This window comes from Qipengyuania flavescens, assembly GCF_029688735.1.
Taxonomy (GTDB): domain Bacteria; phylum Pseudomonadota; class Alphaproteobacteria; order Sphingomonadales; family Sphingomonadaceae; genus Qipengyuania.
Genome location: NZ_JARULD010000001.1, coordinates 255,758 through 275,264 on the forward strand (window position 1 = coordinate 255,758; position 19,507 = coordinate 275,264).

General features: G+C 65.5%; 19 protein-coding genes. 8 read left to right on the forward strand and 11 right to left on the reverse strand.

Annotated features, from left to right (window positions below; translation table 11 throughout):
* Positions 1-50: 50 nt before the first annotated feature.
* Complete coding sequence (locus tag P8R33_RS01280; RefSeq protein ID WP_278327176.1) at positions 51-1,676, reverse strand: lysine--tRNA ligase; 1,626 nt, start codon at positions 1,674-1,676, stop codon at positions 51-53.
* Between the two features lie 319 nt (positions 1,677-1,995).
* Positions 1,996-2,661 carry a hypothetical protein gene (locus P8R33_RS01285; RefSeq protein WP_278327177.1) on the reverse strand — a complete coding sequence of 222 codons (666 nt, stop codon included), beginning with the start codon at positions 2,659-2,661 and terminating at the stop codon, positions 1,996-1,998.
* A 276-nt stretch (positions 2,662-2,937) separates the two neighbouring features.
* Between P8R33_RS01285 and P8R33_RS01290 the strand changes: the two genes are divergently transcribed.
* The 3 genes from P8R33_RS01290 (at position 2,938) to P8R33_RS01300 (ending at position 6,809) form a co-directional block, all read left to right on the forward strand.
* Entirely contained in the window at positions 2,938-5,682 is a 2,745-nt protein-coding gene (locus tag P8R33_RS01290) for an ATP-dependent DNA helicase (protein ID WP_278327178.1), read from the forward strand.
* Positions 5,679-6,206, forward strand: a complete 528-nt coding sequence (locus P8R33_RS01295) for a SixA phosphatase family protein (protein ID WP_278327179.1) — start codon at positions 5,679-5,681, stop codon at positions 6,204-6,206. The genes P8R33_RS01290 and P8R33_RS01295 overlap by 4 nt, the downstream gene beginning before the upstream one ends.
* A 63-nt stretch (positions 6,207-6,269) precedes the next feature.
* A complete protein-coding gene (locus P8R33_RS01300; protein WP_278327180.1) occupies positions 6,270-6,809 on the forward strand; it encodes an acyloxyacyl hydrolase in 540 nt (179 codons plus the stop codon).
* On the opposite strand, the gene soxR is transcribed toward P8R33_RS01300, so the two are convergent.
* Positions 6,806-7,243 carry a redox-sensitive transcriptional activator SoxR gene (gene soxR / locus P8R33_RS01305; protein ID WP_278327181.1) on the reverse strand — a complete coding sequence of 146 codons (438 nt, stop codon included), beginning with the start codon at positions 7,241-7,243 and terminating at the stop codon, positions 6,806-6,808. The genes P8R33_RS01300 and soxR overlap by 4 nt on opposite strands.
* A gap of 90 nt (positions 7,244-7,333) precedes the next feature.
* Between soxR and P8R33_RS01310 the strand changes: the two genes are divergently transcribed.
* The gene (locus P8R33_RS01310; protein WP_278327182.1) at positions 7,334-7,708 is read left to right on the forward strand and encodes a VOC family protein; all 375 of its coding nucleotides are present in this window, start codon (positions 7,334-7,336) and stop codon (positions 7,706-7,708) included.
* A 53-nt stretch (positions 7,709-7,761) separates the two neighbouring features.
* On the opposite strand, the gene P8R33_RS01315 is transcribed toward P8R33_RS01310, so the two are convergent.
* From P8R33_RS01315 to ubiA, 3 genes are read right to left on the reverse strand one after another with little or no spacing between them, the layout of a single operon-like run.
* Positions 7,762-8,088: an ArsR/SmtB family transcription factor gene (locus P8R33_RS01315; RefSeq protein ID WP_278327183.1), complete on the reverse strand. Its 327-nt coding sequence runs from the start codon at positions 8,086-8,088 to the stop codon at positions 7,762-7,764.
* A 46-nt stretch (positions 8,089-8,134) separates the two neighbouring features.
* Positions 8,135-8,755: an SOS response-associated peptidase gene (locus P8R33_RS01320; RefSeq protein WP_278327184.1), complete on the reverse strand. Its 621-nt coding sequence runs from the start codon at positions 8,753-8,755 to the stop codon at positions 8,135-8,137.
* Positions 8,755-9,669 carry a 4-hydroxybenzoate octaprenyltransferase gene (gene ubiA / locus P8R33_RS01325; protein ID WP_278327185.1) on the reverse strand — a complete coding sequence of 305 codons (915 nt, stop codon included), beginning with the start codon at positions 9,667-9,669 and terminating at the stop codon, positions 8,755-8,757. The genes P8R33_RS01320 and ubiA overlap by 1 nt, the downstream gene beginning before the upstream one ends.
* A 39-nt stretch (positions 9,670-9,708) precedes the next feature.
* On the opposite strand from ubiA, the gene P8R33_RS01330 reads away from it, so the two are divergent.
* The 3 genes from P8R33_RS01330 to P8R33_RS01340 are packed head-to-tail and all read left to right on the forward strand — an operon-like array spanning position 9,709 to position 12,196.
* Positions 9,709-10,464 (forward strand): 16S rRNA (uracil(1498)-N(3))-methyltransferase, encoded by a 756-nt coding sequence (locus P8R33_RS01330; RefSeq protein WP_278327186.1) that lies wholly within the window; start codon positions 9,709-9,711, stop codon positions 10,462-10,464.
* Between the two features lie 42 nt (positions 10,465-10,506).
* A complete protein-coding gene (locus tag P8R33_RS01335) occupies positions 10,507-11,877 on the forward strand; it encodes a glutamate--cysteine ligase (protein ID WP_278327187.1) in 1,371 nt (456 codons plus the stop codon).
* Between the two features lie 16 nt (positions 11,878-11,893).
* The gene (locus tag P8R33_RS01340) at positions 11,894-12,196 is read left to right on the forward strand and encodes a putative quinol monooxygenase (protein WP_278327188.1); all 303 of its coding nucleotides are present in this window, start codon (positions 11,894-11,896) and stop codon (positions 12,194-12,196) included.
* On the opposite strand, the gene P8R33_RS01345 is transcribed toward P8R33_RS01340, so the two are convergent.
* From P8R33_RS01345 to P8R33_RS01365, 5 genes are all read right to left on the reverse strand, one after another.
* The gene (locus P8R33_RS01345) at positions 12,197-13,555 is read right to left on the reverse strand and encodes a methyltransferase family protein (protein ID WP_278327189.1); all 1,359 of its coding nucleotides are present in this window, start codon (positions 13,553-13,555) and stop codon (positions 12,197-12,199) included.
* A gap of 55 nt (positions 13,556-13,610) precedes the next feature.
* A complete protein-coding gene (locus tag P8R33_RS01350) occupies positions 13,611-14,999 on the reverse strand; it encodes an outer membrane protein assembly factor BamB family protein (protein WP_278327190.1) in 1,389 nt (462 codons plus the stop codon).
* A 19-nt stretch (positions 15,000-15,018) separates the two neighbouring features.
* Positions 15,019-15,816, reverse strand: coding sequence for a tetratricopeptide repeat protein (locus P8R33_RS01355; protein ID WP_278327191.1), 798 nt, complete (start codon positions 15,814-15,816; stop codon positions 15,019-15,021).
* 132 nt (positions 15,817-15,948) lie between these two features.
* Positions 15,949-17,082, reverse strand: coding sequence for a glycosyltransferase family 4 protein (locus tag P8R33_RS01360; RefSeq protein WP_278327192.1), 1,134 nt, complete (start codon positions 17,080-17,082; stop codon positions 15,949-15,951).
* A complete protein-coding gene (locus tag P8R33_RS01365) occupies positions 17,079-17,945 on the reverse strand; it encodes an alpha/beta fold hydrolase (protein WP_278327914.1) in 867 nt (288 codons plus the stop codon). The genes P8R33_RS01360 and P8R33_RS01365 overlap by 4 nt, the downstream gene beginning before the upstream one ends.
* 75 nt (positions 17,946-18,020) lie before the next feature.
* On the opposite strand from P8R33_RS01365, the gene P8R33_RS01370 reads away from it, so the two are divergent.
* Complete coding sequence (locus P8R33_RS01370; RefSeq protein WP_278327193.1) at positions 18,021-19,442, forward strand: protein adenylyltransferase SelO family protein; 1,422 nt, start codon at positions 18,021-18,023, stop codon at positions 19,440-19,442.
* Positions 19,443-19,507: the final 65 nt, after the last annotated feature.

The following is a 19,507-nucleotide window of genomic DNA, read 5'->3' on the forward strand; positions in this document are numbered from 1 at the left end:
CGTTCAATGAGTTAGAGCGTGCGAGCGTTCCCAGACGATAGGCTCAGCCCCTATCGAGCCAGCGCCTCCGCGATCAGCTTGCGGCTGTTCTCCACGCCGTAGAGCGCGATGAAGCTGCCCATGCGCGGCCCCTGGTCGCTGCCGAGCAGCATCTGGTAAAGCGCCTTGAACCAGTCCCGCAGGTTCTCGAACCCGTATTCCTCGCGCTTGCCGATCTCGTAGACCTCGGTCTGCAGATCCTCCGGGCTCGCATGGGCCGGGGCATCGGCGAGATAGGCGTCGAGCGCCTTCAGCGCCTCGGCCTCGTTCGGCGTCGGTGCGCGCTTGACCAGCGTCGGCGCAATGTAGTCGCGGGTGTAGTTCACGGCTGTCTCGATCAGCACCTCGAGCTCGGGCGTCACCTGCCCTGCGCCGATGTAGCTTTCCAGATAGTCGCGCAGGTTCGGCACCGTGGCTTCGGCCCCCAGCACGCTGGCGAGGTTGAGCAGCAGGCCGTAGGTCACCGGCAGGCTGTCGCCCGCGCCCGGCGCCTCGCTACCATCGAACCCGCCATTGGCGCGCGCTAGATGCCACACCGGATTGCCGAGCTGCTTGTCGAGCTCCTGCTCGGCCAGCCGCTCGCGGAAGCTCCAGTAATCGTCCACCGCGCGCGGGATCACGCCGACGTGCAGCTGCTTGGCGCTTTTCGGGTTCGGGAAGATGTAGAAGCCCAGGCTTTCCTCGCTGCCATATTGCAGCCATTCCTCGATCGAGAGGCCGTTGCCCTTGGACTTGGAGATCTTCTCGCCGTTCTGGTCGAGAAACATCTCGTAGATCAGCCCCTCCGGCTTGCGCCCGCCCAGCACCTTCACGATCTTGCCCGACTGAACGCCGCTGTCGGTCAGGTCCTTGCCGTACATCTCGTAATCGACGCCGAGCGCATACCAGCGCATCGCCCAGTCGACCTTCCACTGCAGCTTGGATATGCCGCCCAGCGCGGACTGTTCGACCACACTGCCGTCCTCGTCGGTAAAGCGGATCGTGCCGGCCTCGGCATCGACCACCTCTACCGGCACCTGCAGCACGCGGCCCGTGGCGGGCGAGACCGGCAGGATGGGCGAGTAGGTCTTGCGCCGCTCCTCCCGCAAAGTGGGCAGCATGATGTCGAGGATCGCCTCGTTCTTGCGCAGCACCTGCTTCAGCGCTTCGTCGAACTTGCCCGCATTGTACATGTCGCTCGCCGCGATGAACTCGTACTGGAAGCCGAAGCGGTCGAGGAAGGCGCGCAGCTGCGCATTGTTGTGCGCGGCGAAGCTCTCGTGATCGGTGTCGAACGGATTGGCGACGCGGCTGAGCGGCAGGTGCAAATTCTCCTGCAACAGCGCCTGGTTCGGCACGTTGTCGGGCACCTTGCGGAGGCCGTCCATATCGTCGGAAAAGGCGACGAGGCGCGTCTTGCCGTCCTCCGGCTTCGCCCCGATCATCGCCTCGAACGCGCGGCGGACCAGCGTGGTGCGCAGCACCTCCTGGAAGGTGCCGATATGCGGCAGGCCGGAAGGGCCGTAACCGGTTTCGAACAGCACCGGGCTGCCATCGGGCTTCGCGCCATCGGGATAGCGCTTGAGCAACCGCTGCGCCTCTTGGAACGGCCAGGCCTTGGACACGCGTGCGGCGGCGATCAGATCGGTCATGCTCATGCGCGAACCCTTTGCCGCTGCGTGCCCCTTTCGCAAGTGCGAAGTGTCGGACGCCTGTTGGAGCGGCGCCGGGCCAGTCCAGTCACATGGACCGCATGGACCACAGTCCTGGGCGGAAAAAGTTGCGGGGTGGTTTGGGGATGAACTCGTGAGGGGGACGGGGCATCGTAGTATCCGGCCATCTATCGATCATTATTGGATCCTGCCGGTGTAGGACAGAAGTCTTGGATTGTAGGACCCTTCGGTCTCATCACGGCGCTCGCGAGCCGTTTCTAATCCTTCACAGGTTCCGCTCACGGTCCCTTGGTCTAAATCGGTACTATCGCTTTTTCTCCGCGATGCATCTTGCGAGATCATCGGCACCGACAGTGGTCATATAAAACTTGCGCCATTCGGGCGTGAGGATTTTTAGACGACCGATTCCGGCATCGCGGTTGTTCTTCAGACCATCCCTTTTGGCTTTCACGGCGATCCAGTAATCCGCAGCTACATCCATGGCGTAGCGGGCGCCTCTGTCGAAATCGGTCCTGTCCATCCGCGCTTCTGCGCGAACGAAAATCCCGGCAACGTCATCGGGCTCGATAGGCTTGCGACCCGAAGCAGGCCAGAAATGCATCATGAAGCGCTCATCGACAGTCATACGCGTAGTGGGCTCTCGGTAGACTGTGGGAAGAGTGCCGAATTGCGCATTAGAAGTCATTTTTTTGGTATAATAAGCCCCTCCGATTTTCCCCGGTGAAAATACCTCACGCCATCTGCCAGTCTTCTTCGATAAGATGAACAATGACATATTGCGTACGTCCACCGAAGCATTGCGCTGCGAGTTTTCCGGTAACGGGTAGATGACCGACCATGGGGTGACCGCATGAAAATTCCCCGCCTCATTGCCGATGCCGATGCGGCCCCCGCGCAGCCAGTCGGCGCCGGACGGGACGCCTAGACTATTTAGAGGGATGCCTTCCGAAGGTTGGCTCATGTCGATCAAAGCGGCACGCTGATCTCTGGCGGAGAACGCGGAAACGCAGTGTCTGGGTTCGTGAGCTGCGACTTGAGAACACGCGAGGGCCGCGAGCATTGCGAAGCCGATCTGGAACCAATTTAAGTTTGGCAAAATCTTCTCCTGTTCCGAAAACAGATTGACGTGTCTCCATCAACGGAAGCTGAATAGACGGACTCTCAACTCGACCGAAGGCACGACATCTAGCAAGAACCCTCTCTACCAAGCTTGCCCCGCGTTCCCAATGTGTTCTAACGCCAAAGCGTGAGCCAGCCTCTCCCCCTCCCTGCCCTTCACGCCAGCCATGCCGGAACCTGGCTGCGCGATGCAAACGGGGCGACGCGCGTGTGTTCCAAGGGCGAGGCGGTGATGGCGGCCGCGGACACGCCGCTGTTGATGATGAACGCGCCGCTGGTGGCGAACCGGCTGGGCTATCCGGACTTGAACGGCCTCGACCTGCTGGAGCTGTTCGCTTTCGTCCATCCCGCGCAGTTCTGCGTGCCGACGCCCAAGGGCCTCGCCCATGCGCTGGGGCTGGAGGAGCCGGGCGACGATGCCGAGGTGCCGCTGCTGCTGCAGAAAGCCGCGGGCACGCTGGTGGCGACCTGCGAGAGCGCGGAGTGGGCGCAGCGCGAAGGGGCGTGGTCGACGCTGCAATCGCTGGCGCGGCTGCGCTGGCCGTGGGCGGGCGTGCTCGCCCCGCATGTGAAGAAGCCCGAACGGGCCGAGAAATGGCTCTTCAGCCGCCTGCCCGAATGGGAGGAGACGCCCGAGCGCCCGCAGCCTTCGCAGGTGCTGATCGAGGAGCCGGAGATCGAGGCGCATCTGGAGCGGCTGACCGGCGAAGGGGCCGAACGGCGCGAGGGGCAGCGGCTGTTCTCGCGCGATGCGGGCAGCGTCTTCGCCCCGCGCGACCGGCAAAAGCGCCCGCACCTGTTGCTGGCGCAGGCGGGCACTGGGATCGGCAAGACGCTGGGCTATCTCGCCCCCGCCTCGCTCTGGGCGAAGCTGTCGGGCGGGACGGTGTGGGTGAGCACCTATACCAAGAACCTCCAGCGCCAGCTGCGCCGCGAGAGCGCCCGCGCCTGGCCTGCGACCCGCGAGGACGGATCGCCGCCGGTGGTGGTGCGCAAGGGGCGGGAGAATTACCTCTGCCTGCTGAACCTGGAGGATGCCTTGCAGGGCGGCTTTGCGGGACGGCCCGCGATCCTCGCGCATCTGGTGGCGCGCTGGGCGGCCTATACGCAGGATGGCGACATGATCGGCGGGGACCTGCCCGGCTGGCTCGGCACGCTGTTCCGCAAGCGCGGGATCGCGGCGCTGACCGACCAGCGCGGCGAATGCGTCTATGCCGGGTGCCCGCATTACCGGAAATGCTTCATCGAACGCAGCGCGAGGAATGCCGCCCAGGCCGATCTGGTGATCGCCAATCACGCGCTGGTGATGGTCAACGCCGCGCGCGGGCGCGATCAGGGCGGGCGGCCGACGCGGATCGTGTTCGACGAGGGGCATCACGTGTTCGACGCGGCGGACTCGACCTTCTCCGCCGCGCTAACCGGGCAGGAGGCCATCGAGCTCAGGCGCTGGATCGTCGGGCCGGAGAAGAATTCGCGCGGGCGGCGGCGCGGGCTGGCGGCGCGGCTGGCCGATGTGGCAAGCTACGACGATGCCGGCGGCGAGGCGGTGGAGGCCGCGGTCGAGGCGGCGCACGCGCTCCCCTCCGAAGGCTGGCTGGGGCGGCTGGCGGAAGGCGCGCCGATCGGCCCCGTCGAGGAACTGCTGGCGCAGGTCCGCGCGACCACCTTCGCGCGCGACGAAAGCGGGCTGGAGGCAGGTTACGGCATCGAGACCGAGACCGCGCAGATGCCCGGCGAACTGGTCGAGGCGGCAGGCACGGCGGCGCAGGCGCTGGCTGCCATCCGCGTGCCGCTGCTCAAGCTGGCGGGCCGGCTGGAAGCGGTACTGGAAGACGCGCCCGACTGGCTCGACGGACAGGGCCGCGCGCGGATCGAAGGCGCGCGGCATTCGCTCGCCTGGCGGATCGACCTGATCGCCGCGTGGGAAGCGCTGCTCGGGCGGCTGGGCGGGCCAGCGGACCGGGAATTCGTCGACTGGCTGCAAGTCGACCGCAACGATGCACGCGAATTCGACGTCGGCCTCTATCGCCACTGGCTCGACCCGATGAAGCCTTTTGCCCGCGTGGTCATGGAACCAGCGCATGGGCTGATGATGACCAGCGCCACGCTGACCGACCGCGACGAGAGCGGGCCGGACTGGCCGCACGCCATCGCCGCCAGCGGCGCGCCGCACCTGGAGCTAAATCCGCGCACTGCGCAGGCCGACAGCCCCTTCGATTATGCCAACCGCGCCGAGGTGCTGATCGTCACCGACATCCGCAAGGGCGACATCCCGGCAATGGCGGGTGCCTACGCGCGGCTGATCGAGGCGAGCGGCGGCGGCGTGCTCGGCCTCTTCACCGCGATCCGCCGGATGCGCGCGGTCTATGGCCGCATCGCCGACCGGCTCGCGCGGGCGGGCCTGCCGCTCTATGCACAACACGTGGACCCGATCGACACCGGCACGCTCACCGATATCTTCCGCGACGATCCGCGCGCCAGCCTGCTCGGCACCGATGCCCTGCGCGACGGGGTGGACGTGCCGGGCGAGAGCCTGCGCTGCGTGGTCCTAGAAAGCGTGCCCTGGCCGCGCCCGACCATCCTCCACCGCGCCCGCCGCGCGGCTGCCGCCGAGCAAGAGGGCGGCGCCAAGCGCTACGACGACCGCATCATCCGCGCGCGGCTGGCGCAGGCCTTCGGTCGCCTGATCCGCAGCCGCGACGATTCGGGCCATTTCATCGTCCTCTCCAGCGCCTTTCCCAGCCGGTTGCTGTCCGCCTTCCCCGAAGGCACGCCCGTCATCCGCCTGACACTCGAAGAGGCTTTACAGCGCGTGGCGAAGGGTGTTGGAACAGTGGACGCCCAAGTCGCAGCGGAGAATGACGCCTCGTGAAAAACCTCGGTCTCCTGCGCCACGCCAAGTCCGACTGGGGCGCAAGCGACAAGCGCGATTTCGACCGGGGCCTGAACGATCGCGGCCATCGGGGCGCGAAGGTCATCGGCGAGCATATCGCCCAGCACGGCTTAAAGTGGGACACAGTGCTCGCCAGTCCGGCCGAGCGCGTGAAGCTGACACTGGCCGACGCCCTGCCCGATCTCGAACCGCAATGGGACCAGCGGCTCTACCTCGCCGGGACCGATACGATCATGGACGTGCTGCGCGAATGCGGCGGCGATGCGGAGGCGGTGCTGCTGTCGGGCCACAACCCGGGCCTTGGCGACATGCTGTTCGAACTCGTCGCGCCGAAGAACGAGAACGACCTCTATGACGAGGCGAAGGTCAAATTCCCGACTGCCGCCTACGCGGTCTACGAACTCGATATCGAGAGCTGGTCCGATTTGCGCGACGGCTGCGGCAAGCTGGTCCATTTCGCCCGCCCGCGCGACCTCGACGAGGAGCTGGGGCCGGAATACTGAGCGTCAGGCTGCAGCAAGGATAGCGTGATTAAGCAAGGCTTTCACTCCAGCGAAAGCCTCCGAATGAAACGCCTTTTCCCCATCCTCGGTGCCTGCCTAGTCTCAGCCGCGGCGACCTCGGCGGACGCGGGAGAAGTCTATGGCGGCGTCCTGGCGCATGGTGTCGATACGCCGTTCACTTTCGAGACTAACGAAGAGGGGATCGACCTTCAGGCCGGCGTGCGTAGCGAACCTATCGAGGCCTTGTCCTTCGTCGGCAAGCCGTCGCTCTATGCTTTCGGGTCGGTCAATACGGCGGGCGATACCAACTTCGTGGCGGCGGGCGTCAGCTGGAAGATCGATCTCGGCCCGGTGTACCTCCGCCCCGGTGTCGGCCTCGCCCTGCACGACGCGCCTGCGTTCAGGCTCGACCTCGAGACACGCATCCGTACCGACCTCGGTAGCCGCGTGCTGTTCGAGCCGGAGATCGCGATCGGCCTGCCGGTATCGGAGCGCGTCTCGGTCGAGGCGAGCTGGGTGCACATCAGCAATGCCCGACTGTTCAATTCCCAGCAGAATCCCGGCATCGACATGATCGGTGTGCGCGCCAATCTGGCGTTCTAGCGCAATACCCGCGGACCCTTCCCGCTCTCGCCCCATGTGTCGTTCGCATTGTAGAGCGCGCATTTTTTTAGGCTCAGGCAGCCGCAGCCGATGCAGCCGTCGAGGTCCTCGCGGACCTTCTCCAGCCGCGCAATCTGCGCATCGATGCGCTGGCGGATGGCGGCGCTGATGCGTTTCCAGTCGGCGGCATTGGGCGTGCGGCCATGCGGCAGGCCCTTCATCGCATCCTCGATTTCAGACAGCGACAGGCCAAGGTTCTGCGCGATCAGGATGAAGCTCAGGCGCCGGATGTCGCTGCGCAAAAAGCGGCGCTGGTTGCCGCCGGTGCGCATTGGCTCGACCAGACCCTTGTCTTCGTAGAACCGGATCGCAGACACACTGAGGCCGGTGCGGCGGGCGAGTTCGCCGATGCTGAGCAGGTCGTTCGCTTTCATCGATCAGACTGATAGCGCAATAAACCTTGACCTCAACTTAGCTTGAGGTTGCATCAATGCGTGCATCGCCATTCGAACAGGAGATTATTTATGGCCAATGCACGGTTGGAACACGTCAATTTCTCGGTCACCGACGGAGAACGCAGCGCGAAACTGCTCGAACAGCTGACCGGCTGGCACCGCCGCTGGGAAGGGCCCTCGCTCGACAACGGACGCTCTATCCATCTCGGCGACGATCATGCCTATGTCGCCATTCACACCAGCCCGCGCATCGCCGGCGGTTTCGCCAAGAGCGTGCCCATGAACCACATCGGCATCGCGGTCGACGATCTCGACGCCGCCAAAGCCATCGTGATCGAACACGGCCTCGAAACCTTCAATCACGGCAAATACGAACCCGGCCCGCGCAGCTTCTATTTTTTCGACTGGGACGGGATCGAGTTCGAGGTGGTCAGCTATGAATGAGATCATGCCGCGCGAGCCGCTGTTCGCCCGCCGTCGCCAAACGCGGCGACCGGTTACATCCGTGGCGCCAGACCCGGATGCCGATCGGACCCGTGATAGCCGGCCAGCGCGGTCATCGGCACGTCCTCGAACCGCCCGAGCCAGCGCCGTGCCATCTTCGCCAGTGGCATCGGGTTGAGGTAATGCCGCTTGCATCGCCCGTCGCGCTCGCTCGCGACCAGCTCCGCCGCCTCCAGCACGGCGAGATGCTTGGCCACCGCCTGCCGCGTCATCGGAAGCTCCGCGCTGAGATCGGAGAGCGTAAGCCCGCCCTGCTCGCTCAGCCGGTCCAGCAGGAGCCGGCGCGTGGGATCGGAAAGGGCGACGAAGGTGTCCGTCATGCGGCAAGGCTAGGCAAACCGCGCCGAGTCGCTCAAGGTTAGGGGGTCAGAGCAGCGAGACTTGTCCACGATCGGACCACGGTACGTCCGTGCGGTCGAGGGTCAGGTCCCCTTGCCAGGGCGTGCACAACGCCCGCGCATCGTCGGGCGAGCCGCCGGTCCAGACGCCGATGTCAGCATCCGCCAGCAGCACCGGCATGCGCGAATGGACCTCTGCCGCCAGCCCGCCCGCATCGGTCATCACCATCGAATAGCAGCGACCCCATTCATCCGAATCGTGCCACACGCCGGCGACGGCGAAGACCTCTGCGTCGGGCCGCGACATCCAGCTGCGCGTCTTGCCACCCTTGGGCCCTTCGGCCTCCGCCCAAGCCGTCACCGGGATGATGCAGCGGCGCTCCTCGAAGCTGTAGCGCCAGAAGAAGCTGTCGAGCTTGTCGGTGCGGGCGTTATTGACCGGCTTCGGCTTCAGCGGCTGGCCGTTCTTGCCCTTCATCACCAGCGGGAAGCCCCAAGTCATCTGCTGGAGCCGGCCTTCCGCGACCACGGCACCGGGATAGCCGGGAAAGACTTCCTCCGCGAAATTCGCCCCGCCGAGCGTATCGACCGCGTCGAACCATTTGGCGACTTCGTCGGTGGTCTTGGTCATGCGGTAGAGATTGCACATCAGGCGTTACCCACCACGAAGCAAGCGGCGGCGACCAGCGCACCGGTCCAGCGGTTGGAGCGGAAGCGGTCGAGCGGGTTGGCGGGATCGTCGGCATCTAGCGTCGCGACCTGCCACGCGAGATGCGCCGCGGCCGGGAGCAGCGCAAGCAGCGCGATCCAGTCCGCACGGTAAAGCCAGAAGGCCAGCGCCCAGAGCGTTACCGCGCCTGCATAGAACAGCGCCACCCCGCCGGTCACATGGCCGCCGAGTCGCAGCGCGCTGGAGCGGATGCCGACCAGCGCATCGTCCTCGCGATCCTGCAGTGCGTAGATCGTGTCGTAGCCGATCACCCACAGCGCCGCGCCTGCGTACATCGCGGCGAGCGCATCCCAATTGTCGGCGCGTAATTGCGTCCAGCCGACAAGCAAGCCCCAGGTAAAGACCATGCCGAGCCACGCCTGCGGCCACCAGGTGATGCGCTTCATGAAGGGGTAGGCGGCGACAAGAGCGATGCTCGCCAACGCCACACCTTGGGCCAGTGGGCGCAGCTGGAAGAGCACGAGCAGGCCGATCAGGCACAGTGCGAGCAGCCAACCCCACGCTACCTTCTTCGAAACACGTCCGCTGGCGACCGGACGACTTGCAGTGCGGGTCACCTTCCGGTCGAGCCTTGCATCGACGATATCGTTATAGACGCAGCCCGCGCCGCGCATCGCGATACTGCCGAGCAGCAGCCAGCCGAGCAGTGCGACTTGCCAGCCCGCCCCAGCCAGCCACACGCCCCAGGCGCAGGGCCAGAACAGCAGCCACCAGCCGATCGGCCGGTCGAACCGCGCCAGCATTGCGAGATCGCGCGGCAATTGCGGCAGCCGCGCGACGAGGCCTTTATGTTCGCTGTCGGGGACGACGTCGGGATTGGCGGTTTCGCTCATCGCTTGCTCCCTAACCTCCGACGTGCCACCTGCAAAGCCATGCCCGCAACACCCGCCTGGCCGCCCAAGAGTGCACCGCGCCTGTTCGTCGAGGACGAACTCGGCACCGGCCGGACTATCGCCGTCGAAGGCAATCAGGCCAATTACCTCGCCCGCGTCATGCGCGTTACCGAAGGCGATGCGGTGATCCTGTGCGACGATCTCACCGGGGAATGGGCCACGCGGGTCGTGCAGGTCGACAAGCGCCGCGTCGAGCTCGAAGTCGAGCAGCACCTGCGCCCGCGCGAGCCGGTGCCGGATTTTTGGCTGTGCCCTGCGCTGCTCAAGAAAGACCGCTTCGACCTCGTGCTCGAAAAGGCGACCGAGCTCGGCGTCGCGCGCATCGCCCCTGTCGTCACCCGGCGCTGCGTGGCGGACAAGCTCAACCCCGAACGCGCCGACACGATCGTGACCGAGGCGGCCGAACAATGCGCGCGTACCGCCCTGCCCGAGATCGCACCGGTCGCGAAGCTCGAGGCCTTGCTGCGCAACTGGCCGCAGGACCGCCACCTGTTCTTCGCCGACGAGGAGGGCGGCGAACCGGCCGCCGACGCCTTTTGCTATGCCGAGGGACCGGCCGCGCTGCTGGTCGGCCCGGAAGGCGGCTTCGACGATGCCGAGCGCGCCGCGATCCGCGCGCATCCCGCGTCGGTCGCGATCAGCCTCGGCCCGCGAATCCTGCGCGGCGAGACGGCGGCCATCTCCGGGACCGCCGTGTGGATGGCGGAAGCGGGCGACTGGCTGGACGAAGAATAAAACGCTTTCCTCGGAAGGTTCGGTTTTCTAACGCCACCGACCATGAGCACGCGCGAGACCTCCGGCAACGCCGATCCCGTCATCGAATCCCGCGACCAGCTGGTCGCCCCGATGCAGCGCGGGGAGAAGCCCAAGGACAAGTGGCGCATCGGCACGGAGCACGAGAAACTCGTCTTCCACCGCAGCGATTTTCGTGCGCCGTCCTACGACGAAAAAGGCGGCATTCGCGACATATTGATGAGCCTGCGCCAGTTCGGCTGGGAGCCGGTGGAAGAGGGCGGCAAGGTCATCGCGATGCGTGGGGACGACGGGACGGTCAGCCTCGAACCCGCCGGCCAGCTCGAACTGTCGGGTGCACCGCTGGAAAACCTGCACCAGACCTGCGCGGAGACCGGGCGGCATCTCGACCAGGTGAAGCGCGTCGGCGAGGATTGCGGCGTCGGCTTCCTCGGCCTCGGCATGTGGCCCGACAAGACCCGCGACGAGCTGCCGATGATGCCCAAGGGCCGCTATGAAATCATGAAGCGGCACATGCCGCGCGTCGGCACGCTGGGCCTCGACATGATGCTGCGCACCTGCACCATCCAGGTGAACCTCGACTATTCCAGCGAGGCGGACATGGCGCAGAAATTCCGCACCGGCCTCGCGCTCCAGCCGCTCGCGACCGCGCTCTTCGCCAATTCGCCTTTCACCGAAGGGAAACCGAACGGTTACCTGTCGTACCGCAGCCATATCTGGAGCGACACCGACCCGCACCGTACCGGCATGCTGCCCTTCGTGTTCGAGGACGGCTTCGGCTACGAGCGGTGGATGGATTACATGCTCGATGTGCCGATGTATTTCGTCTTCCGCGACGGAAAATATATCGACGCTGCGGGGCATAGCTTCCGCGATTTCCTCAAGGGCGAACTCGAAGTCCTGCCGGGCGAGAAACCGACCGAAAGCGACTGGTGGGACCACCTCTCCACCGCTTTCCCGGAAGTGCGCCTGAAGAGCTTTCTTGAGATGCGCGGTGCCGACGGGGGCCCTTGGAGCCGGATTTGCGCCCTGCCCGCCTTTTGGGTCGGCCTGCTCTACGATCAGGGCGCGCTCGATGGCGCATGGGATCTGGTCAAGCACTGGACGATGGAGGAGCGCGAGGCGCTGCGCAATGCCGTGCCGAAGCAGGCGCTCGCCGCACCGATCCCCGGAGGCGGCACCTTGCGCGATCTTGCGAAAGAGGTGCTGGCCATTGCCCGCGCCGGCTTGGCTTACCGCGCGCGCCTCAACTCCTCCGGCGACAACGAGACCGGGTTCCTCGAAACGCTCGACGAGATCGTCGCCAGCGGGAAAGTGCCTGCGCAGGTCCTGCTCGATCGCTATCACGGCGACTGGGGCGGCGATATCAAGCGCGTCTACAAATACAGTTTCTGAGCGAAGGGAAAGAGCGATGATCCAGATCAATGGCACCATCAAGCTGGGCCGCACGATCGATGCCGCGACGCGCAAGGCGATCGTCGAAATGGTCCGCGCCAGCCGCGCGGAAGACGGCTGTCTCGACTATGCCTTCGCCACCGATCTGGCCGATCCCGACACGCTGGTCCTGTTCGAGCGCTGGCGCGACCAGGCGGCGCTGGATGCGCATGGCACGTCCGCGCATATGGCGGAATTCCAGAAGGTGATGGCGGACAATCCGCCCGCTTCGCGCGATATCCGCATCTACGAGACTAACGAGGGCAATCCGCTCGGCTGATTACTCCGCCGGCTGCGGCGCCAAAGCTGCGCGCGGCTTCCAGACCAGACGTTTCAGGCGCACAAGCGGTGCGGTCAGCAGGCCGTGTTGCGCCATATAGGCATGGTACTCGCGATATTTCGCATCCTCGCGCAGCAGATGCGCTTCCTCGGTCTTGGCGCGCCAGAAATAGATCGCGTTGACCACCAACAGGAAGAAGCAATTGCGGATGGTCTCCACCCATGACCCGTCCTGCACCAGGAAGGGCAGCGTCGCGCACCACCAGAACAGGTTCTTCGACACATAGGCCGGATGGCGCGTGAAGCGGTAGGGCCCGTTCGTCAGCACGCCGCGATAGGTAAGATTCGAAAACCGCAGGCCGAAGGCGAAGGTCGCCCAGGCGTAGAACGCGGTCAGCACCACCAGCAGCGCGCCCCACGCCGCCAGCGCGAGATCGTTGCCCTCCAGCCAGAATATCCACCCCGGAGTGCCGAGTTCGTAATTGATCGCCTTGCCCTCGCCCAGAATGCCCCAGACGATCGGCGGGTAGCAGATCAGCGCCGCGACCCAACCGGCGAGGAAGGGATTGCCGCTGCGGATCTGCGCATCGAGCGGGCGCATGGTGACGATATAGCCGACCGTGCCGATCATCACGTCGACCATGAACATGGCCTCGATCATCATCAGCGCAAGCTGCTCGGGCCGCTGCGCCAAGAGCCCGAAATCGGCTTCCACGACATTTCGGAAAGCGAACGGAATGATCGAGATCATGAAGGCGGTGAAGAAGGCCTTGATGATCCAGCTACGCCAATGCGCCTTGACTTCATCCGCTTGCCACCCAGCCTTGCGAACGAGCAGTGCCCCGAAGTGCCAGGCATGGTCGCGCGGGTTCACCATGTAGCGATCGATCCAGAACACATAGGGGACCGACAACACCATCAGCGGAATTGCCGCATAACCCAGCACCCGCATCGAGAAGAGGTAATTCCCGCTCCAGTACCAGCGGCACAGGCAGTAGAGCGCGGCAATGATGGCCCAGGTCGCCCACAGGCCGATGAGCTTGATCAGCGTGTCCGCACGATCGGGCTGGCGCGTGCGGCCGAGCGACCAATCGAGCCCGGTACTGCGGCGACGATGCACCTTCTCCACCACTACCGACCACAGCGCCATTGGCAGCGCCGCGGCGAGCAGGCCGACCAAGGCGGCGTGCGGACCGGACATGACCTCGCGCGGCCCGGGCAGGTCGAGGCTGGTGGCAATCGCGGGATAGGCGCGCGCGAACAGGACCCAGGCGAACAGCCCGGCCAGGCCGACCAACCCGACAGCCGCAGAGACATCGCTCTTCGGCCGCGTCATCGGGATCGATTCACGCGTATTCATTTCCCCGCCGTCCTACACCCGAATGGTTAACACCCGGCAGAGAATAGCGCAAAGCCTAGCGGAAGGCGGTCACCGTGCCGCTGTCGTCGAGGATGTAGAGCGTGTTGTTCGCCACGACCGGAGCCAGGCTGACCGGTTCGTCGAGGTCGTAGAACAGGCTGGCGGAACCCTCGCCCGTGCTCACGCGATAGATCTCGCCTTCGCTGCTGGCGACCCAGAGGTTGTTGCCGGCGAGGACAGGACCGGTCCAGAAGATCGGACCTTTCTTGTCCTCCTGGTCGCGATACTGCGCCAGCTGCGTGATCCAGCGGACCTTGCCGGTGCTGCGCGCGATGGCCAGCAGGCGGGCATCGTCGGTCAGGGCGAAAATCCATTCGCCGGCGATAGCCGGAGTGGAAATCCCTGCGAGGCTGAGTTCCCAGATGCGCTGCCCGGTGACCAGCTCGTAAGCTGCCATGCGACCGCCCTGACCCAGCGCGTAGACGCGGCCGTTGTCGATGATGGGGTCGGCGTCGATATCGGTGAGCGAACTGACCGAAGTCGAGATCGAGGTCCGCGCCAGTGCATCGGCCCACAACGTCCGTCCGTTTTCGTAACGGTGCGCGATGAGCTCGCCCGAGCTGTAGCCGGCGATAACCGTACCCTGCCCTGCAGCAGGCGCCGCCACGCCGAAGACGCCTGCCTGGGTGGCCGAACCGGATTGCTGCCACTGGACCGCGCCGTCGGTCAGATCGAGCGCATAAATCTGGTTGTCCTGCGTCATCACGAACAGGGAACCGAAGGCGATGGTGGGCGAACCGCGCAACGGTCCGGCGGGCTTTACCTGCCACAGCTGCGCGCCGGTGTTCGCATCGAGGGCGATGACGTCGCCCGCACCGGTGGTCATGTAGACCTTGCCATCGGCATAGCTCGCACCGCCTCCAAACGCGGAAGCGCGCGTGTCACCAGTCAAGTTGGGGGCAAATGCCCAGCGTTTGGCACCGGTCTGCGCATCGAAAGCATCGAGTTCGCCGTCACTACCGACCGCGAACAGCATGCCGCCGCCTACGACCGGCGCAGCACCCAGACGCTCGCGGTTGGAGCCGCCCGCGACTTCGGCGGTAAACGCCCGCGTCGGCGTGGCGGAGAGCGCGAGATGGCCATAGGACTTGCTGGCCGTTCCGCCGGCCTGCGCCCAGCTGTCATTCGCCTGCGCGGGAGGGAGAACCACCGCAACACCCGCCAGCGCAGGATCGACTTCGGCACCGGCTTCGATGCGCGAAAGGATCGGTTCGCGATTTCCGATCGTCGGCGTCGCCTTCTTATCGCCCCCGCCGAACAGGCCACCGCTGCATGCGCCGAGGCTGGCGACCAGCGCTGCGGCCAGAACGCCGCGCGCCAAACCGCTGCTTGAGAGAGCTTTCGAAGGCTTCCGGCCCTTACGATCCATAGTCGGTTCTTCCATTCCGGCCCGAACGGGCCCCTTACTGGATTTGCGCGGCGGCTTCGCCATCCGCGGCCTGAGTGTCCACGCCCTGTTCTTCGAGCAGAGCGTCCACGTCCTCGATCGCGTCCACGCCGAGCACGCCGGCCATCTGCCGTGCGCGCGAGCGTAGTCCTTCGGGTGCATCGTCTGCCTTGGCGATCTGCGCGAACAGCGCGCCCGCCTCGGCATTCTTGCCCTGGTCCATATAAGCATGGGCAACAAGCTCGCCGGCGCTGGCGAAGAAAGGATTTCCGGGCACGGCGAGCGGTTTGAGTTGGGCAATTACCTCGCCGCTCGACAGGCTGTCGTACCGTGTGGCGACTTCTCGCAGCTTCGCGAGGTCGCGTAGCGCCTGTGGTGCGCTTTCATTCGCGGCGACGGCGGCGAAGAGTCGCGCGGCTTCATCGGGCCTGTCCTGCTCGGCGGCGATTCCCGCGCGCATGAGCCCGGCAACTGCAGAGGCCCCGCCCCGGTCTTCTCCGGCCAGTGCTTCGAGCTGGTCGTATCCGGTTTGCAGATTGCCGGCTTCGACCTGATCGAGCGCGCCCACGAGAACTTCGGAATCGGCTTCCATCGCCTGTTCCTGGCGGCTGTCCCAGAACAGATAACCGCCGAAACCGACCAGACCGAGGATGAGCACAGCGAGCAAGGGCTTGCCGTATTTCGTGAAGAATTCCTCGGTATCGCCTTGGCGCACCGCGTCGTCGACCTCCCGCAGCAGGGCTTCCTGCTCGGCGGCGTCACGTTTCGCGAGTTTTTCCTCGCGGCTGAGTTCTTTCTTGGGTGTGAGGGCCACGTGTGGCGGGCTCCGCTTTGTCTCGTCGAAAAATGTTTGCGCGTCTTTAGGCAGTGCGCCCGCCAAGGGCAATGGTCGTCGAAGCCTGTCCCCGTCCGGGTGAACGGACGATGAAAGCGAAGGTCCGCTCGCCTACAGCTCCCGCCCCATCGCGCTGGAGTAGAGGCGGCGGTAGGTCGCCACCATTTTCGCTTCGTCGAACTTGGCCACGGCCTTTGCGCGATTGGCCTCGCCCACCTGGCGGCGCAGGTCCTTCGACTGCGCCAGCGCGGCCAGCACATCCTGAAGGCCGCCCTCGCTGCCGGGTGAGGTGATGTAAGGTTCATTGGCCTCGGCCACCATTGCCGCGATATCGCCCACCGCCGGGGCGGCGATCGGCAGGCCAGCAGCCATGGCCTCGACGACCGAGAGCGGGAATTGCTCGGAATCGCTCGACAGGGCGAAGATATCGAACAGGCCGATAATCCTCGCCGGATCGGCGACCGCGCCGGGCAGGTGGACGCGGTGATTGATCTTGAGGCGATCGACCTCGGCCAGGATCGCATCGCGCGCTTCGCCCTCGCCGACGATGACCAGCTGCCAATCTTCCGGCAGCGGGGCGAAGGCGCGCACCAGCCGGGGCAGGTTCTTGATCGTACGCAAGCCCGCCAGCGTACCGACCCAGTGCTCGTCCGGACGCTTGATCAGCCGCAGCGCATCTTTCTTCGGCCGCATGCCGAAGGCCTTGGTGTCGATCCCGTTGGGAATGCGCTTTACCCGACCGAGCGGCTGCTGCCAGTCGACCAGCGCGATCTCCTCCAGCCGTTCGGACGGGACGACTAGGCCGGAGGTTCTGCCCAGCGCGATCCGCCGGTACCACGTCCGGCGTTTCTTCAGGCGGTGCAGCTCGCTTTCGTCGAATCCGTCTTCATGGTGGATCAGGGGCGGAAGGCCGTGGACGTCCTTGAACAGCGTATGCGCCATCACCGCATCCATCGCGCCCCAATTATAGGTGAGGATGAGATCGAACGGCTTCATCGCCTTGGCGAGCCGTTGCAGGCGACCGGGAAGCGGAAAGCCCTTGAGGCTGGGGAATTCGGGCTGCACCATCGCGTCGATGCTTTTCGCGATGCCGTCGGCGGCGCCCAGCCGGTCGGGCTCTGCCGAGACAATGGTGTGCCTCGCCTTCGCACCGAAGGCGTTGATCAGTTGCACGCTGCGCCGTTCCTTGCCCCCGGCGGCGAAGGTGGAATGCAGGTGCAGGATGTGCGGGCGACCGGCGCTCATGCCACGCGCTCGAGCAGTGCGTCGATGGCCGTGCGCGCCTCGGCCTCGTCCAGCGTCGGCGCGTGGCCGATCTGCGGGATAGTGACGGCAGTGGCATCGGGCAGCCGCTGCTGCATTTCGGCGAAGCTTTCCTTCGACAGGAGGGGCGATACTTCGCCGCGCAGCAGCAGCACAGGACGTCCGCCGAGCGCCTCGAAAGCAGGCCACAGATCGGGCGGAACGGCGGCTTCGTCCGCTGCAAGGATCGGCTCGGCGATCTTCATGTCGTAGTCGAAGACGATGCGCCCGCTGCTGGCCAGCGTCATCCCGCGCTTGGCCATGCGGATCCAGTCCTGCATCTCGAAGCGCGGGAAGTTCGCGCCCTGCACCTCTTCCAGCGCGCGGGCGGCATGCATCCAGGTCGGAAAACTGCGCCCCTGCCCGACATAGCCCTTGATCGCGTCCAGTCCCGCCATTTCGAGCGCCGGACCGATATCGTTGAGGACGACGCCCGACAGCGCATCGGGCCGGACGGTGGCGAGGACCATCGTGATAAGCCCGCCCATCGACGTGCCGACGGAAACGAAACGCTCGATCCCCTCCTGCTCCAGCAGCGCGAGGACATCGCCGACATAGGTCGGCACGGCATAGCTCGCCGTGTCGCTGGCATACTCGCTATCGCCGCGCCCGCGAATGTCGGGAACGATCACGCGCCAGCCCTGCGCAACGATATGTGCCGCCAAATCCTCGAAATCGCGGGCGTTGCGGGTGAGGCCGTGCAGGCAGATCACCGGCGGCCGGTCGTTCGCCTCGCCATAGTCGCGGAAATGCAGGGTGAGGCCGTCGGCGCTCTGCCAACTGCGGTCGGTGTAGCTCGTGTCCATGGTCGAAGGAGTGTGTCCCGTGCCGATTTCGGTGTCGCCCTTGCTGCGGGCGGGCTTCGTCCCCACTATCGCTGCATGCGCGACGAACCGCAACCTGTCCCGAGCAAAGCCGAGGGAGCCGCGAGCTATCGCCCCGAGACGCCGATCGTCGCCCTCGCCGAATGGATCGGCGACCCGGTCGCACCGGGCGATTTCCCCGAGACGACTTTGCGCTTCCGCAATGATCGCCATGCAGCCACGGTCGGGCTTGAGGGTCTCTCGGACGAGGACTGGCTCCGCCATTTCGGCCGCTTCGAGGCTTTGCCCGACAATCTGCCCCAGCCGCTGGCGCTACGCTATCACGGCCACCAGTTCCGCGTGTACAATCCCGAAATCGGCGACGGACGCGGCTTCCTGTTCGCCCAGCTGCGCGATGACGCAGGCCGCCTGCTCGACCTTGGCACCAAGGGTTCGGGCCAGACGCCGTGGAGCCGCGACGGTGACGGGCGCCTGACTCTGAAGGGCGCGGTGCGCGAAATCCTCGCGACCGAAATGCTGGAGGCCCTGGGCGTCTACACCTCCAAAACCTTCAGCGTGGTCGAGACGGGCGAATCGCTGTGGCGCGGCGACGAGCCCTCCCCCACGCGCTCCGCCGTGATGACGCGGCTGAGCCACGGGCACATCCGCATCGGCACCTTCCAGCGCCTGCTCGCTTTGGAACAGCCTGAGCATATGGCCCAGCTTGTCGACTATTGCCTCGAACAGTTTCCCGGCCCGCCCCCGCCCGAGGATGCACCCGGACGCGACGAACCTGCGGTGAAGCTGATGCACCTCGTGGTCGAGCGGCTGGCCGATCTCGCTGCCAGCTACATGGTCGCAGGCTTCGTCCATGGCGTGCTCAATACCGACAACATGAACATCTCGGGCGAGAGCTTCGATTACGGCCCCTGGCGGTTTTTGCCAAAGTGGGACCCAGCCTTCACTGCCGCCTATTTCGATCATCAGGGCCTTTATGCCTTCGGCCGCCAGCCGGAAGTGCTGCACTGGAACTGCGGCCAATTCGCCATTGCCCTGCGCCTGCTGACAGACGCACCGCCGCTGATTGCCGCGATGGATCGCTACGGACCGCTTTACATGGAAGCGATCGGGCGGCGCTGGTGCTGGCGCCTCGGCGTCGAAAGTCGCGGCGCGGAGGCGGACGCGGCGCTGGTTGCGGCAAGCGAAGCGCAGCTGCGCGAAAGGGGGACCCAGCCAGACGAATTCTTTTTCCGGCATCGGGGCAAGCGAGAGGCGGAAGGTGCGCTGGCGGACGCGCTGGCGGATTATCGCCCTCTACCGAGTAATCACCCCTACTGGAGCGACGAGGCGCCGCAATCCATGCTGATCGACGAGGTGGAAAGCATCTGGTCAGCAATTGCCGAAAACGACGACTGGCAACCGCTGGCCGACAAGGTCGCGGCGCTGCGGCGGATGGGCGAAGCGCACGGTCCTGCACCGGAACAGGCGGGCCACGCGTAATGCTGTCGCCAATTGCCGTTTGACGCACTCACGCAGCTATCTCATAGGCGCGCACACGAACGAAA